This window comes from Haladaptatus sp. CMAA 1909 (assembly GCF_043952005.1).
GTDB lineage: Archaea > Halobacteriota > Halobacteria > Halobacteriales > Haladaptataceae > Haladaptatus.
The window spans coordinates 126,666-142,337 of record NZ_JBIOAV010000003.1 but is presented as its reverse complement, the minus strand read 5'-3'; the positions used below and the strand labels follow the sequence as shown (position 1 = coordinate 142,337).

General features: G+C 60.9%; 13 protein-coding genes and 1 pseudogene. 3 read left to right on the top strand and 11 right to left on the bottom strand.

Features of this window, described 5'->3' with window-relative positions:
• Both ACGYLY_RS22665 and ACGYLY_RS22660 read right to left on the bottom strand, forming a co-directional pair.
• Complete coding sequence (locus ACGYLY_RS22665; RefSeq protein ID WP_395285050.1) at positions 1 to 1,617, bottom strand: glycosyltransferase family 39 protein; 1,617 nt, start codon at positions 1,615 to 1,617, stop codon at positions 1 to 3.
• Between the two features lie 113 nt (positions 1,618 to 1,730).
• A complete protein-coding gene (locus tag ACGYLY_RS22660) occupies positions 1,731 to 2,567 on the bottom strand; it encodes an amidohydrolase family protein (RefSeq protein WP_395285401.1) in 837 nt (278 codons plus the stop codon).
• A gap of 105 nt (positions 2,568 to 2,672) precedes the next feature.
• Between ACGYLY_RS22660 and ACGYLY_RS22655 the strand changes: the two genes are divergently transcribed.
• Both ACGYLY_RS22655 and ACGYLY_RS22650 read left to right on the top strand, forming a co-directional pair.
• Positions 2,673 to 3,848, top strand: a complete 1,176-nt coding sequence (locus ACGYLY_RS22655; protein WP_395285049.1) for a CaiB/BaiF CoA transferase family protein — start codon at positions 2,673 to 2,675, stop codon at positions 3,846 to 3,848.
• An 80-nt stretch (positions 3,849 to 3,928) separates the two neighbouring features.
• Positions 3,929 to 4,801, top strand: a pseudogene (locus ACGYLY_RS22650) (thiolase C-terminal domain-containing protein); the annotation flags it as partial.
• A gap of 212 nt (positions 4,802 to 5,013) precedes the next feature.
• Here ACGYLY_RS22650 and ACGYLY_RS22645 read toward each other — a convergent pair.
• From ACGYLY_RS22645 to ACGYLY_RS22630, 4 genes are all read right to left on the bottom strand, one after another.
• A complete protein-coding gene (locus tag ACGYLY_RS22645) occupies positions 5,014 to 5,358 on the bottom strand; it encodes a hypothetical protein (protein ID WP_395285048.1) in 345 nt (114 codons plus the stop codon).
• Between the two features lie 89 nt (positions 5,359 to 5,447).
• The gene (locus ACGYLY_RS22640) at positions 5,448 to 5,966 is read right to left on the bottom strand and encodes a transcriptional regulator (protein ID WP_395285047.1); all 519 of its coding nucleotides are present in this window, start codon (positions 5,964 to 5,966) and stop codon (positions 5,448 to 5,450) included.
• A 353-nt stretch (positions 5,967 to 6,319) separates the two neighbouring features.
• On the bottom strand, positions 6,320 to 7,531 hold the full coding sequence (locus ACGYLY_RS22635; RefSeq protein ID WP_395285046.1) for a kelch repeat-containing protein: 1,212 nt from the start codon (positions 7,529 to 7,531) through the stop codon (positions 6,320 to 6,322).
• 247 nt (positions 7,532 to 7,778) lie between these two features.
• On the bottom strand, positions 7,779 to 8,159 hold the full coding sequence (locus ACGYLY_RS22630; RefSeq protein ID WP_395285045.1) for a hypothetical protein: 381 nt from the start codon (positions 8,157 to 8,159) through the stop codon (positions 7,779 to 7,781).
• 136 nt (positions 8,160 to 8,295) lie between these two features.
• On the opposite strand from ACGYLY_RS22630, the gene ACGYLY_RS22625 reads away from it, so the two are divergent.
• Entirely contained in the window at positions 8,296 to 9,057 is a 762-nt protein-coding gene (locus ACGYLY_RS22625) for a hypothetical protein (RefSeq protein ID WP_395285044.1), read from the top strand.
• A 257-nt stretch (positions 9,058 to 9,314) separates the two neighbouring features.
• Here ACGYLY_RS22625 and ACGYLY_RS22620 read toward each other — a convergent pair whose 3' ends face one another.
• The 5 genes from ACGYLY_RS22620 to ACGYLY_RS22600 all read right to left on the bottom strand — a co-directional run bounded on the left by ACGYLY_RS22620 (position 9,315) and on the right by ACGYLY_RS22600 (position 15,565).
• Positions 9,315 to 10,373 (bottom strand): hypothetical protein, encoded by a 1,059-nt coding sequence (locus ACGYLY_RS22620; protein WP_395285043.1) that lies wholly within the window; start codon positions 10,371 to 10,373, stop codon positions 9,315 to 9,317.
• 85 nt (positions 10,374 to 10,458) lie between these two features.
• Positions 10,459 to 11,907: an RtcB family protein gene (locus tag ACGYLY_RS22615; RefSeq protein WP_395285042.1), complete on the bottom strand. Its 1,449-nt coding sequence runs from the start codon at positions 11,905 to 11,907 to the stop codon at positions 10,459 to 10,461.
• 50 nt (positions 11,908 to 11,957) lie between these two features.
• A complete protein-coding gene (locus tag ACGYLY_RS22610; RefSeq protein ID WP_395285041.1) occupies positions 11,958 to 13,307 on the bottom strand; it encodes an ABC transporter ATP-binding protein in 1,350 nt (449 codons plus the stop codon).
• Positions 13,304 to 14,374 (bottom strand): ABC transporter ATP-binding protein, encoded by a 1,071-nt coding sequence (locus tag ACGYLY_RS22605; protein WP_395285040.1) that lies wholly within the window; start codon positions 14,372 to 14,374, stop codon positions 13,304 to 13,306. Before ACGYLY_RS22605 ends, ACGYLY_RS22610 begins: the two co-directional genes overlap by 4 nt.
• A complete protein-coding gene (locus tag ACGYLY_RS22600; RefSeq protein WP_395285039.1) occupies positions 14,375 to 15,565 on the bottom strand; it encodes an ABC transporter permease in 1,191 nt (396 codons plus the stop codon).
• Positions 15,566 to 15,672 lie beyond the last annotated feature (107 nt).

Below are 15,672 nucleotides of genomic sequence, written 5' to 3'. Positions count from 1 at the left end.
TCATCGCTCTCCAGACCGACGACCGCTCGTCCGAAATATCATCACGCCGTCGTTTTCGTACGCGAGGCGATATTCCTCCGATTCGACGAGCGTTCGCCGCATCGCCGCCGACTGGACGCGGTCATCGCGGCGTATCGTGTATCTACCCTTGGGAACGTAGACGTAGTCCGGTCGGACGTTCTCGGTAGCCAGCTTCCGCGAGAGACAGGTAGCGTTTCCGCAGGCCGAGATGGTGTCGTACAGTTCCTTCTGGCGTTCGAATCGCTCTTTCCCCCGCCACTCGACGCCCCACGGACTGACGAGACTCGTTCTGTGGGTGAACGCCGGAAACCACTCGGCGGCGTCGCCCAGCACGACGAACCGCGCCGAACGCGGGGTGTTTTTCGTCACCCACTCCATCGCCCGCTCGTCGTTTTGGTTCATGTACGGTGCCGGGAGCGCTCCGCCCTTCCTGACCGCCGGACCCGCATCGCCCGTCGTGACCGCCCCGCTCCCGACGGCCGCGATGCCGAAACAGACGAGCAACAACAACGGGAGCAAGTGACGGCGGGACGGCGTGCCGATTCTCGTCCCAGCCTTCTCTTGCACCATCGGAACGCCGACATCTACGACGAAAACCGCGGCGGCCATCGCGCCAGGGACGAAGAGGAACCGGTTCTGCCGCAGCAGGTAGCCCGTCGCAACCAACCAGACGGGGAGGAAAAAGCGCCGTCGGTAACACAGCCACACCGTTCCGCCGAACGCGAGGACGTAGAACGGCCAGTCGACGCTCGGAAACAGCGGATAGACGAACGAGCCGAGGAGTCGCGGAATCCCCCCTATAAGCCCGGCGTGCGTTCCGGCCGCGGCGGTGAATGTCCCCGGGCCGTGAACCGAAGCGACGTGAACCCACCACGGCGACGCGAGCGCGATTCCGCCGACTGCGACGGCGACACCGGACACCAACCCGCGACGCGACCGGTCGAAGGAGAGGAACAGAAGCAGATAGCTCACCCCGAAGAACGTCGTGTACACCGGGTGGGTGAGTACCGTGAGGCCGAACAGCACCATCGACGGGAGGAGCCATCGTTCCTCTCCGTGCTTGTACATCCGAACGCCCGCGTACAGCCCTGTTAGCGTGAAGAGGAACCCCACCGAACGGAGGATGCCGCCGGCGGCGAGGTGCCACTTGAGGGCGACGGGCGTCGTCGCGAGAACGACCGCGGCGATACCGGCGCTCGACTTCGACTCGAGGAGTTCCCGCGCGAGATAGTAGTACGGAACGAGGTACGCGACCGTCAGCAGTCCCGGCACGTACCGAGCGAGCGTGATGCGGTCAAGTCCCGTCGTATCGCGGACCATGGCGATGAGGTACGGGACGAGTGGCGGATACGCGAACGGGACGCCATCGGCAGTGTACCCGGAAATCGTATGGGGGATTCGATAGCCATGCGAGCGAATTTGGTCTGCCATCGCGAAGTACAGTCCCGCACCGTGTGCGGGATAGCGGTAGAGGAGGAGATAGGAGACGAACACGGCCATGCCGACTCCCAGCGCGACACCGAGCCACAAACGGTCCGACCGAGTGGGTGTGTCGTCGCCGGGAAGTCTGCTATCCATGCTGCGTGAGGGACTCATTCGGGACTCTACGCGGGAGGAGACAGCGGCATACAATAACGCTGCTGACCGATTGTGGGAACGCTTGGCACGGGTCGCCGTCCGCTTGCTACTTCCCTTCTCACGATCGTTTTTTACGCCCGTTCACCCAAAAACCGCTCCGCGGTTCGGCGGAAGACGTCCTCGTACGTGTCCGCGGGTAACTCACGCTTCATCAGTCCCCGCCGTTCCTCCTCGTACGGATATGGCACGTTCGGGAAGTCCGTGCCGAACATGACCGATTCGGAGAGTTCGACCAACGCCTCGTCGGGGATCTCGTCGGCGTCGAACCCCAACACGTCCGCGGAGCGCGGCGAGAGCGCCATCGTCGTGTCCAGAAACACCGACTCGTGGTCCCGCGCGAAGTCCATGAAGGAGTCCGCCTCGAACGTACCCATGTGGGCCGCACAGGCGCGCACTTCGGGGTATGATTCGACGAACTCCTCGAACTGGTCTGCCCCGACGTGGGGACTCGATTCGAACATCGGTGCGGTCCCGGCGTGAAACATGATGGGTCGGTCGTACTCGGCGGCCAACTCGAACGCCGGGTCAAGGCGCGGGTCCGCCGGGCCGCACTCCTGTACCGGACACTGGAACTTCAGCCCTCGCGCACCCGACTCGAACGCTTCCTTCACGACGCGTTCGACGTCGTCCTCTCCGTGTACCGTGGCGAACGGAATCCCCATCTCCGACGCGTTCGTTTCCGCCAGCACCCAATCGTTCAACTCCGCCGCCATGTCCGGTTTATGCGCATAGGGAAGCGCGACGTACCGTTCGATTCCCGCCTTGCGCAAGTGTGCTTCCATCGCCTCGCGTTCCGTCGGATGGTCGAACGTCCACCCAGCCTCCCGGGAGAGGGACTCCCGAATCGCCGCCATCAGTCCCGGTGGCATGAGGTGAACGTGTGCGTCGATGGTTCCCGAAACGGCCATACACCACGATTGGGGGCGAATCGTTTGAAGGATTGGGTTCATCACATTTCTCCTCCGCCGGCCCGTGACCCTGAACGATTTATCGCTCCCCCGCTTTCTCCCCGTATGCGACTCGATGACGTGCGCGTTCTCGACTGCTCCAGACTCCTGCCCGGCCCGTACGCGACGCAACTCCTCGCCGACCTCGGCGCGACGGTGGTCAAAATCGAGGAACCGGGACGCGGCGACTACGCCCGGTCGATGGAACCCATCGGCGAGAGCGGGTTCGGGGAGATTTTCGAGGCGGTCAACCGAGGCAAGCGGAGCGTCTCCCTCGACCTCTCGGACGACGCCGGGCGCGAGGCATTCTACGGACTGGTCGAGACGGCGGACGTCGTCTTCGAGACGTTCCGTCCCGGCGTCACGGAGCGGTTGGGAATCGACTACGAGACGCTGACTGAGTACAATGAGAACCTCGTCTACGTCTCACTCTCGGGGTACGGTCAGACAGGACCGAACGCGAGTCGGGCTGGTCACGACCTGAACTATGCTGGACTCACCGGCCTTCTCGACATGACGCGCCCGGACGAGGACTCGAAACCGACAATTCCGGGTTATCCGATGGTCGACATGGCGAGCGGGCTGTTCGCCGCGTTCGGCATCGTGAGCGCGCTGCTATCGCGGGAACACGGAACCAGCGGGACATACCTCGACGTGGCGATGACCGACGTGATTCTATCGTTCGCACAGGTATTCGCCAGTGGCGCGCTCGCCGGAACGACGCCACGACCGGGACGAACGATGTTAACCGGCCAATTTCCCTGCTATGATATCTATCGTACCGCCGACGACCGCTACCTCACGGTCGCCGCGCTCGAACCGAAGTTTTGGGAGGCGCTCTGTTCGGCCGTCGGCCACCCCGAATTAGTGGACCGGCACCTGAGCGACGACTCGGCGGTTCGCACGGCTGTGCGGGACACCCTCTGCGGGGTGTTCGAGGAGAAATCAATGGCGGAATGGCTCGATGAACTGAACGACGTGGACACGGCTGTCGGCGGCGTCTACACGGTTTCTGAAGCATTCAACCACGAACAGGCACATGCACGTGGAATGGCCGTCAAATCAGATGACGAGACTGGTAACGTTCCACCTCGAATTGGATTTCCTGTGTTCAACCCGAACGGTCCGTCGGTTCCGATGCAATTCCCGAAACACGGAGAACACACCGAAAGCATCCTCCGCGAGGCGGGGATTTCGGCTGACACGATTGTAGGGTTGACCCAGGAGCTCGAGGAGAACTGACGGGATTTGCCCTTGTTTTTCGCTCTACTCCACACGGTGGGTCGGTGGGTTATTGACACTCCTCGAGGGAAAGGGGTGTAGTGACACGAGCTACCATCGTCGGGGGCGGAATGACGCCGTTCGGCCCGCATGACCGGCCGTTGGAGGAACTGTTCGCGGACGCCGCGTTCGCATCGATGGACAATGCGGGTATCGCGGGAGATGAAATCGACGCCTTCTATCTCGGAAACGCATTGGGCGGGCAAACGGAATCCGACACCCACCTCGCGCCGAAACTGGCGACGCACACCGGGCTACAGGGAATTCCCTGCCAGCGGTTCGAGGACGCGTGTGCGACCTCCTCGAACGCGTTCAAACACGCCGTGCAGGCGGTCGAATCGGGAATCCACGACGTCGTCTTGGTCGGCGGCGTCGAACGTTGTACCCCGAAAACGGGGCTCGGAACCGGCGAGATGACGCGTATCTTCGCGGGCGCGTCTCACCGTCAGTACGAACAACCGACCGGGCTGACGTTCCCCGGCGTGTTCGCGCTGCTCACGAAGCGCCACATGCACGAATACGGCACGACGGAGGCGGAACTCGCCGAAGTCGCCGTTAAGAACCACTACCACGGGCAGTTCAATCCGAAGGCACACTTCGGCCGCGACACCGACGTCGAATCGGTGCTGGAGAGTTCGGTCGTCGCCGACCCGTTCCACCTCATGGACTGTTGTCCGTTCTCCGACGGTGCCTCGGCCGTCCTCGTCGTCTCGGACGATCTCGCGGACAGTTTCTCAGGGGAACCGGTGTCCGTTACCGGCATCGGACACCGAACCGACGCGGTGCCGCTGGCGGACAAGGTGTCGCTTCCCGAAACGCGGGCCGCCCGTGACGCCGCCGTGGAGGCCTACGGACAGGCCGGAGTCACCGTGGACGATGTCGACGTCGCCGAAGTCCACGACTGCTTTACAGGCGGTTTAGGAGAATGCCCCGGGGCTTGACCCCGGGGTTGAATCCGATAGGCAGGGGTACAAACCATTAAGTGAACACATTGCTAATCAATAGTAGTTAGTAGCGCGATTTCTTTATTCAGTCCGAGAGCTACAATCGAAAACAGATTTTCGGTAAGTAGATGTGAATATATTCTACCAGCGTCCTCCTTAAAAACGACGAGAAAGTCCATCTCCTATCGCTGCTCCCAAAGTGTCTCTATACGTTTCTCAATGCGATCAAAGACGAGGCGGCTCACATCCCGATGATCCGACGGCCACTGAGCGTCTTCAGCATCATTACGGCTCGCGGCCGGCGGCGGATGGATGTGGTCGCGTGAGTTGTGCGTGTTCGGATGCCGGTCCCATCGACATTTCCACTCGGTATCCCGCCGCTGTTCTTGGTAGTGGACGTTGAAGTCATCGTTTCGGTACCAGCGAATCTCAAAGCAAGCTGATACCTCTCCCGGGTAATACTCTCGGGATAATTGAACATGGAGGTACAGGTTTCCCTCTTCGACTATCTCTGCGGACGCAATCATACGACTGCCAACGAATCGAGACTGCATTCGCTCTAACACCGACCGGTCTATCGGCGCTGGGCTCGCGCCGTCATCTACTGGCACCATCGTCAGCTGTGTGATGGGGCCGTGGACCCTGCGACCTTTCTCCGAGCACGTTCGTTTAGGTGGCGCTCCTCGATAGCGGTGGCCCAGTCGCCGAGGTCCACGTATACGTCGTCAATTTGTGTCGCGTCGAATTCGAGGGCGTTGACTTCGGCAGGTGAGTCAGCGTTGTATTTGTCACGGTACTCCTCAATTCGGTTGGTCAGTTCTGACACGTGGGCCTGTAATTCGTCAACGGTGTTCTCCCGTGCCAGTATGTTGACTCGCCGCCACTCGAAATAGTCATTATTACGCTCGTACCGAACTGGCCGGCCCTCATGGTGAATGACGATGCCGAGGTCGGCGTAGAAGGACAGGTGTGTCCGCGCTGATTCTTCCGAGCAGTTTGCCCGCTCGGCAATCTCCGAGACGGTCATCGGCTCTCGGGCATGCAGCACCGCGCTGTACATGCGTTGTTTCGTATCTTCACCCTCGAAGGGCCTATCGAACGGGGGTGGACCATCGCGGTGAGTGTCGTCCGTCATACCCCATACAATGAGTGTGACACATATATTTCTTTCTTCGGCCAACATATATTGGAGATCCAATTGATCCTTTGGAGACGAATCTCCTGTATGTGCTCAGAGGCTGGTACGTTCGACATCTATACCTAATGTCAGTTTCAGACCTCTTCTAAATAATAATAATAATAAAAATATAAGCTTATGCATGAATGGGGTGATAAGTAGGGCTAGTGGTGACTACAGGCTGTGTATCCAGCAATCCACATAGAACTGTCTTTTGAAAGATAGCAGCCCTGTTGAACTACTACTGGTAGAGTATCGCCCAAACACTACCGTTCATCTTCGTCCCGATAATATCGCGACATACGATTGATTCAGTCGTTTTCCGGGCGAAACCGTTCGTGGTACGTCACGGCGTCGTGCCCCTTGTCGCCCTGAAACGGCTTGATGTGACCGCCGACGATGTGTAGGATGCCGTCGATTACGCCGTCCGCAGCGCCCACTCGGATGTGCGACGCTTTCGGAAGGTCCGTGTGGAATTCGTCGTTCATGGGGTCGTAGCGGTGGCAGAACACTCGATAGCTGTCCATCGTGTACCCTCCCCGCGTGAAGAGGCCGTGCGAGAGGAACACCTGTCCGTCGATGACCGGGTTCGTGTTCGCCGAGTACATGCCCGGGAGCGGCGTTCGCCGCATCGCCGTCACCTCGCCGGTGCGCGGGTCGATTCGGACGTTCGAGTCCGTCGGCCCGCTGTTCCCGCGCCAGCCACCGATGGCGTAAATCGCGGGTCCGTCGTCGTCGGTGACCAACGCGATTGACGACCATCGCTTCGCTTCCGGCAATCGTGTGAACTCGTCGTCCACGACCCGAAGGCGCTCTGGGTCGAACGTCCAAACGCGGTACTCGTCGTATGCTCCAACGCTCCCGTACGGCGCGCCGTGATTCGTGGCGGTATCACGCGTACTCACGTCCGTTCCCCCGGAGACGCAGTAGATGAGGCCGTCTTCGGGGTTGTACACACCGCGCATCCCGAAATTCCGATACGGGCAGCGACAGTCCATCGCTTCGGTGAGGTTCTCCCACCCGTCGCCGGGCCGGAACACGAAAATCTCGTCCGATGGCGGCTCGCCGGTTTCGTACGGGCTGTCAGCGGGCGCGCCGCCGAAACTGAAGAGCTCGTCCTCGGTGGCAACCCCGGCGTTCCCCCACAGCGCCCGGGGGAGATCCGCTTCGCGTTTCCACTCCTCAGTCGCCGTGTCGAAAGCGTACGTCCGTGCGACCGCGGCGAGCCCTTGGTCCGATTCGATACCGCCGAACACGTACAACGTTCCGCCGATGACGCCGCTTCCGACGTCGCTCTGTGGCCTTGGGAGCGGCGCGGCGGCAGACCAACCGAGCCGGCTCGACGGGTCCGTGGTCTCCTCCCCTGCCGTAGTGGTCGTGGTAGTGGTATCCGTCGTGGTGGTCTCTGACGTGGTGGTTTCCGTTTTCGTCCTCGGGGCGTCTCGCCGTTCGGTGTTACAGCCCGCTATCCCGACGGCGACACCTGCTCCCACCGCCTGCAGGAAACGGCGTCTGGAACGCATCGGCATATACACCGAGCGGTGTGCATTGACGGTTTCGATTTCTAATCGTTCTATCTTGAAATTAATGCTGAAACTAGCGGGACGCGTTGATTTTATTTTTGAACATTGACGATATCTGCGTGTAATCTCCAGAATGTCCCGACGATGAACGGACGGTCGATGACGGTGAACTGCAAGAACTATCGTCGATTTCGTTTCGGTTATCAGTCCCTTCTGCGCCGGATGGCTCGCTCGATTACAGCGGGCGCTACGGGGCGTGTCCCGTGACGTTTTCGTAATCCGATTCGATTTCCTGCCGACCGGGATGCGTGATTTTGTAGAACGTCTGCCGACCGTCTGCACCCTCCGGGGCACCGGTCCGGGCGATGAGACCCGCGTCTATCAGTTCGCACATGTGGTGGGTGATGTCGAAACTCGGGTCGTCGATGGCGTCCGCGAGCGCCTTGCGCGAGAGTTCCTCGCGCTCGTAGAGAAGAAAGAGCACGGAGTAGCGCCGCGCGTCGCCGAGGGCCGCTTTGCGTGCGACGTGGTCGGCAAGGGTGCCGAAACTGTCGCCGAACAGTCGTTGGTCCACGTACTCTTCGATGTCCCGTTCGTCGTCCGGGGTCGGTGTCGATTCTGCGGCCATGATGGATGTACATAGAACGCCGGGACACATCAGCCTACCGATTAAACTGAACTTTTTCTTTGTTTTTTAATGTCATATTTGGTTGTCGATTCCGCTGTCGGTAGCTATTTCCTCGCCTCCTCGAAACCACGAATAAATGTTCGACGGAGAGACGAACTTTCGGTACGACGGTCGGCCGATAGCCGACATCTTGGCGGAGCAGGCACCGACTCCGCCGAACTTCGGAAGCCACAACGATTTCACGGTGTACGTTATGGGTCCCTACACCGCGTTCAATGCGGTCTACGCCTACGACGACGGCGACGAACTGAAGACGCCGTTTCAGGACGACCCGCTGTTCGACCCCGACCGCCACGTCACCGACGACGGCCGAGGTGATATGGAACGCGCGCTCCGCGATTTCTGTCGGGAACTCCGCGAACGCCACGACTGCCGGGCGTTCATCGCCACCGACATCGACATCCCGACACACGAACAGGCGGGCGAAGCGAATGCGGCGGGTGACGCCGCCGAGGGAATGGACCCGCTCGCCCAATCCGTCGCGTTCGCGGCCCACAGCGACGCCGTGTTGTTCCTGTTCACGCGGGGCGGCCTCACGACCGGCGTCGGAACCGAAACCGGTGCCATCCTCGGCGAGTTTCACCTCCGGCGCGGCAATCCGGCGACGACGCACAAACCCGGCCAGCGAATCGGCCTCTATCTGGACGAGACGTTCAGCAGCGCGACGGTGAACGAACTACCCTACGGCTACGACGTGCAGTACGACGGTTTCCGGACGAAACGCGGCCTCCACGAGAAGGTGCGAACCTGGCTCGACGGCATCGACCGCGAAGCGCGCGACACCGATCTCCCCGTCTTCATCACCGGGGATACCTACGCGCCGGAATCGCAGGAGTAACGCCTTCAGTTCGCTTGTTTCGGACTTCTATCGTGGCGCGCGTTGGCGAAACGAGGCGACCATCTATCGGTCGTCTCGTTTCGGTGAAGCGGGCGAGGACTGGGGCTGGCGAGACGCTTTGCGTCTCGCTGAACGACGGCTATCGCCCGCAGGTACCGGAGTGAACGAAGTGAGAGGAACGGAACCACCTGAGAAGGGGTGGTCGTCGTCCAACTCGGTGGGTTGGATCGTTCTGTACGACGGGGTGGGCGAGTGAATCAGAGCTTCTCTTCTGCCGTCCGACGCACCCTACGAGCGGCGACGATGATGAGGAGAACCGCACCGAGAGTGAACACGACGTCACCGACCAAATCGACCGTCTTCGAAACTCCACCGTACGGAACCAATACAAAACTGATCCAAGCGTAGGTTAGCATCGCTCCACCCGCGAGGGCGATCCGATGGATCTCACCCCAGTCCGTTCGTTGCGACCAGCTTCCGATCAGGAGTATCATCGCTCCAATCAATAGTATCCCGAACGCGACGGCCAGCCACTCCTGAACGGATTCAATCAGGAGAGCCGATGTGGTAACCGAGACGATATCGGGTCGTACCATCCAGAGGCTGGAGGCACCGAACGCGACGATACCGACCACCCACGGGTTCGGTGCCTGCCGATCGTTCCGTCCAACGAACCGCCCGTCGGCCGTGAAGGCGACCACGCTCACGACAACGGCTACGATGACCGTTCCAACCACCTGCGGTGTCGACGGAAAAAATCCCTCCTCGAGTCGAATTCCGTATTCGAGAAGAGTCCCGAAGACGAGGAACAGGAGGCCCGTAATCACCAATCCGGTTTTGCCGATCCACGGCGTCGTTCGTCGTTCCGGAAGGAACGATTCGACGAGGAGTATCGGAATGCCGATACTCCAGACGACGTGACCGACCACGAAGACGAGGGCGTTCTCGGCACTAATCCCTACCGCGGGGATGTATGCCGGGCTCCGGACGATCCGTCCCTGAAAGTCCTGATGAAATAGTGAATGGTCGATGAGTCCGGCTAGTATCACTCCGAAGACCGACCCCAGCAGGAGGACGGTCGGCCATCCACGCCCCGAACGGCGCGTGATTTCGCGTATGAGGACCGCCCCACCGCCGTAAATCGGCAGAAAGAACCAGATGTCGACGAGTGCGACGATCGATGTATTCCCGAGGAGATACTCCCCGACGAGCGGAGAAAGGAAGGCGAGTCCGATTGCTGGCGCGATTCGGTGTGCTGACCGTCGAAGTCGCGGTAGACCGGGAATCGAGTCGAAGGAAGTATTCGAAGATGTCATTTCCCTGGTGGGCGATTCGTTGGGGCCCTATTAGTTCTATACGCACGGAAGGCAGAATCCCTCGGGCCATCCGACCCGTGATCGTTTACTTCGCTTTCAGGTTGTGGACGACGTCCAACCGCTCCTCGATTTCGGCGGTCGGTTCGATTGCTTCTCGAATCGCGTCGGCCGGTTTGTACGCCATCGGCGCTTCGTCGCGGACCGACTCGACCACCGATTCGGAGTAGACGCCGTCCATCGCCTCGTCGAACTCCGCCATCGAAATCGTGTCGAAAGCGTCACCGCGACTCATCGTCCGACCCGCGCCGTGCGGGGCAGTCGAGTGATACTCCTCGTTACCCTTCCCGCGGGCGATGACGGACCCGTCGGCCATGTTGAACGGGACGACGAGTCGCTGGTCCTCGCGGGCAGGCGTCGCGCCCTTCCGAATCGTCATGTCGCGGAAGTCGATGTAGTTGTGCGTCGATTGGAAGCGTTCGATCGGTTCGACGCCGATCGCGCTACAGATGGCGTCGCTCATCAGTTCCCGGTTCCAGCGGGCGTACTGCTGGGCGAACAGCATGTCCACGTAGTAGCCGTGTGCCTCCCGGCCGTCCAGCCAGTCGAGGTCATCGTTTCGTTCCATATCGGGGCGGAGATTCGACCCTGAGAGCGTGTCGAAGGCGTCCTCGATGTCGCCGCCGTCGAAGGCCTCCCGAATCCGTTCGGCACGGATGTGCGATTCGCCCATGCCGCCCGTGACCCACGTGAAGATTTCGCCGTCGCCTGCTCTTTCGGGGTCGAACTTGAGGAATTCTTCGTAGCCGTCCGGAATTGCGTCCCGTATCTGTTCGGCCGCGCGGTAATCCGAGGCGCGTCCCTGCCAGTGTTGGGCGACGGCCATGCCGAGGTAGCGCGACCCACTGTGGATGACGAGCCAGTAGTCACCCGACTCCTGACTGCGTGCGAACTCCACGAAGTGGTTGCCGCCACCGAGCGTCCCGGCACTCTTGATGACGTAGCCCATTCCCTGCCGCTGTCCGGCGAGGACGCGCTCACAGAGGGTTTTGAAGTACGCCGCGCCGTAGCCGTCGAAGTCGAACGAGATGGGGTCGATGTCCCGACCGAAGCGCTCTCGGTAGGCTGCGTTGAACCCATCAAACACCTCGTTCGCCCGCTTGAAGGGGAACTCGTTCACGAGATGTGGCGCGTCGTCGTAGTCGTGAACGTCCCGGCCCATCGGAACGACGTCGCGGACGCGGCGTTCGCGCTCCGCATCCGCGAGGGGGAGGTCGTCGCCGAGGTTTGTCGCGCACATTCCACAGCCGACGTCCACGCCGACGATGTTCGGTACCACGCGGTCCGGGAGCGGCATCGTGAATCCGATGGGCGCGCCCGCGCCCCAGTGAGTGTCCGGCATTATCCGCACCGGTTCGGTGAACGCCGGATGATCGATGAGCTCCTGAATTTGGGCTAAACACCCCGATTCGACGAGCTGTTCGTCTTCGACCATCACGCGGGCAGTTGTCCGTGACCCGTTCAACTCGATAGGCATTCTCTATCCGATTCGAAACGTCGCAGCGCCATCAAGGTAGCTGAGGTGTGTCACCACGTCTCTCCCGGCTCGAAGTCGGGGTCGCTCACGTCCCTATCGCTATCGTACAGATGGCATGCGACGGCCCGTCCGTCCACTCCCCGTCGTTCCGGATGTGTCCGTTCGCACACCGTTGAAAACCGCTCGGCGAGCAGTTCTGCCGCGTCGGAGGCTCTCCCATCGATTGCAGTTTCGATGACGTTGGAAATGACCGCCTCCTCGTCCTGTCCATCGAGCGTGGAGGGAATCCCGTATTCCCGCCGGATTTCCGATTCGAGGTCCTCCCGCGAAACGGAGTCTCTCCCATCAGTTCCTCCGGCCGCCCGTCCACGGACGGATTCGAGGCTGAACTCGTCGTCCCTGAGTGCGACGTGGAGCGAAAACACCGCGTTCCACGTCGGTTGCGAAAGCGACCATTCCTCCGGCGGGATGACCTTCGGACACCGCGTGTGAAAGCGGCATCCTGGCGGCGGTGAGGCAGGGTCCGGGACATCGCCGGACAGTTCGACCATCTCGCTTCTGTGGTGGGGGTCGGGTCGCGGAACCGTTTCGAGCAACGCCCTTGTGTACGGATGTTTCGGGTCCTCGAACAGAGTTTCTGTCGGCCCGTCCTCGATGGCTTCACCGAGGTACATGACCACGACGCGGTCACAGAGCTGCTGAACGACGCTCATGTCGTGGCTGATGAGGAGGATCGAGAGGTCGAAGGCATCCTGCAACCGCTCGACGAGCGAGAGGATTTCGGCTTGGATGGACACGTCAAGCGCCGAGACGGGTTCGTCCAACACGAGCAGGTCGGGATTCAGTGATAGGGCTCGCGCCAATGCAGCACGCTGCTTTTCGCCGCCGGACAGTTCGTGTGGGTAGCGCTCCCGCTTTGTCTCGGCAAGCCCGACGAGATCCAACAGCGTCGCGACTCGTTCCGACAACCGCTCGGTGTCGGTGAGGCCGTGGGTGACCATCGGTTCAGCGATGGACTCGCTGACGGTCATCCGCGGGTCGAAACTGGAGGCCGGATTTTGGAACACCATCTGCACCCGTCGCCGATGTCGTTTTCGCTCGCCCTTTGTTAGCGATTCGAGCGACCGTCCCTGAAACTCTATCCGCCCCTCCGTTGGCGTTTCGAGGGAAACGACGGTCCGAGCGACGGTCGATTTGCCACAGCCGGATTCGCCGACGAGTCCGAGCGTCTCGCCCCGCTGAAGGTCGAAATCGATACCGTCGACCGCACGGACGCGACCGGTTTCGCGAGCTAACAACCCCGTCGTGATGGGATAGTGTTTTTTCAGTCCTCGAACGGAGAGGAGGACGTCTTCCACCGTTCGCATCGCTCGCTCGTTCGATTTCTCGGTTCCCTTCATCGTTTATCACTGCCGAGTTCGGTGGTGTCGGACCGTGAAGTGGCTTGATTCATGTTCGCTCGGCCGTGCGCTCCGTCCGCGTCACTCAGTTCACTCATGTCGTAACCCTCGCCGTAGTACACACACGACACTTCGTGGCTGTCTCCGTCCACAGACCGCACGACGGGGGAATCTCCGGTCCGGCAGTCCTCCGTCGCGTGCGAACATCGGGGGTGGAACCGGCACCCTTCGGGCGGGTCAGTCGGATCAGGGAGAGATCCGTCGATGGGTTTCGGGGTTACACCCCTTCTCGGGACGCTTTCGAGGAGCGCCCGCGTGTAGGGGTGGGCCGGTCGGTCGAAGATGTCGAAGACGTCGCCCCGCTCCATCACTTTCCCGGCGTACAGGACGACCACGCGGTCGGCGATTTGGGCGACGACGCCGAGGTCGTGCGTGACGAACAGAATCGCCATGTCGTGTTCCGCTTGCAGCGTCTGGAGGAGGTGGAGAATTCCGGATTGGGTCGTCACGTCGAGCGCCGTCGTCGGTTCGTCGGCGACGAGCAGGTCGGGGTCACACGACAGCGCCATGGCGATGACGACGCGTTGTTTCATCCCGCCGGAGAATTCGTGCGGGTACTCGTCGAACCGTTCGGTTGGATTCGGAATCCCGACATTGTCGAGAAGTTCCATCGCCCGACGCCGTGCGCGCTTTTTTGAGACATTTCGATGGAGCCGGATGGTCTCCACCAGTTGACTTCCTACCGTATACACCGGGTCGAGCGCGTCCTGTGGGTTCTGAAAGACGTACGCGATTCGATTACCTCGAATTGATTCGAGGACGGATCGCTCGGCGGACAACAGATCACGGCCGTCGAACGCCACCATCCCGGAGAGCCGTGCCGGTGGCGTCGGAACAAGTCGCGTCAACGACTCGCAGGCGACGGTTTTCCCAGACCCGCTTTCGCCGACGAGACAGACGGTCTCACCGCGATTCACGTCGAATTGCACGCCGTCGAGTGCCCGGACGAGTCCGCGATCTGTATCGAACGTCACTCGGAGGTCGTTGACCGAGAGGAGGGGAGCCATCTACACGTCACCCCGCGGGTCGAACGCATCGCGGAGCGTATCGCCGACGACGCTCAGCGCGACGACGGTGACGACAAGGACGACAACGGGAACCGTCCATATCCACCAGACTTGCATCGGCTCCGTGTAGAAATGGGAGTTGATGCCGACCGATATCGTCTCCCCGAACGACGGCATCCATCGGCCGACATCCCCGATTCCGATGAACGTGAGCGCCGTTTCGAGGAGAACGAGTTGCGGAATCTTTTGGGTTGTTCCGATGAGGACCGTGTTCGAGACGTTCGGTAGGAGGTGCTTTCGGAGGACGGTCAGGCGACTCACTCCGGCGCTCCTCGCGGCTTCGATGTACGGTTCTTCGCGTCGTTGGATCACCTCGCTTCGAACGAGGCGAGCGATACTTCCCCAGTTCAAGAGGCCGAAAACCACGACGAACGCGAAGAGGCTCGGCCCGGTGAGAAAAACGAGGATGAGGTAGACGACGAACGTCGGAACGGACTGTTGGACGTCCACGTATCGCATGAGAACCGTATCGACGGCGCCTCCACTGTAGCCCGCGACGAGACCGACCGCCGTTGCCAGCGGTATCATGAATACGGCGGTGATAACGGCGACTTGGAGGCTGACGTGCATTCCCGAGAGGACGAGTTCGACCATGTCCTGTCCCAGCGTGCTCGTTCCGAGGGGATAGGTCAGCGACCCTTGACAGTAGCCACCGACGCTGTGGCCGATACAATCGGCAGTGACCATTCCCTCCTTGGCACTGAAGAGGAACGGCGGTTGACGGGCCGCGTTGATGTGGGTTCGTGGCCGCCCCATCAACGACGGCCCGACCAGCGCGAGGAGGACAAACACGAGCAAATACGCGAGACAGACGACTGCTACCTTGTTGGTGCGGAACTGCCGCCAGTATCGACGGTTTCTCGCGGAGTTCCGAAGGAAGGACGGAACGGCGAAACAGACGAGTACGAGCAGGCTCAGCCTGAACAGCCATGTTAACTTCGTCGGTTCCCACCAGTAGATGAGGCCAACGTTGTGCGAACTCGTGTGGCGGTAGAGCAGATACAATCCGACGAGTCCGACCACGAAGGCGAAAAGACGCCACGGGACCGTTCGACTCCTCCCTTCGAGACTCTCCCAGTCGATGGAGTCGAGCGGGGTTTCGCCCGTTGATGAACCCGCGTCTGCACTCACGAATCGTCACCGTAACGCGGTGAGGAGGGTTTCGATTTACGAGTCGTGGGTAATGACATAGCCGTAGTACGCCGTGATATCTTTCCTCACGGTAAAAAGATATCGAA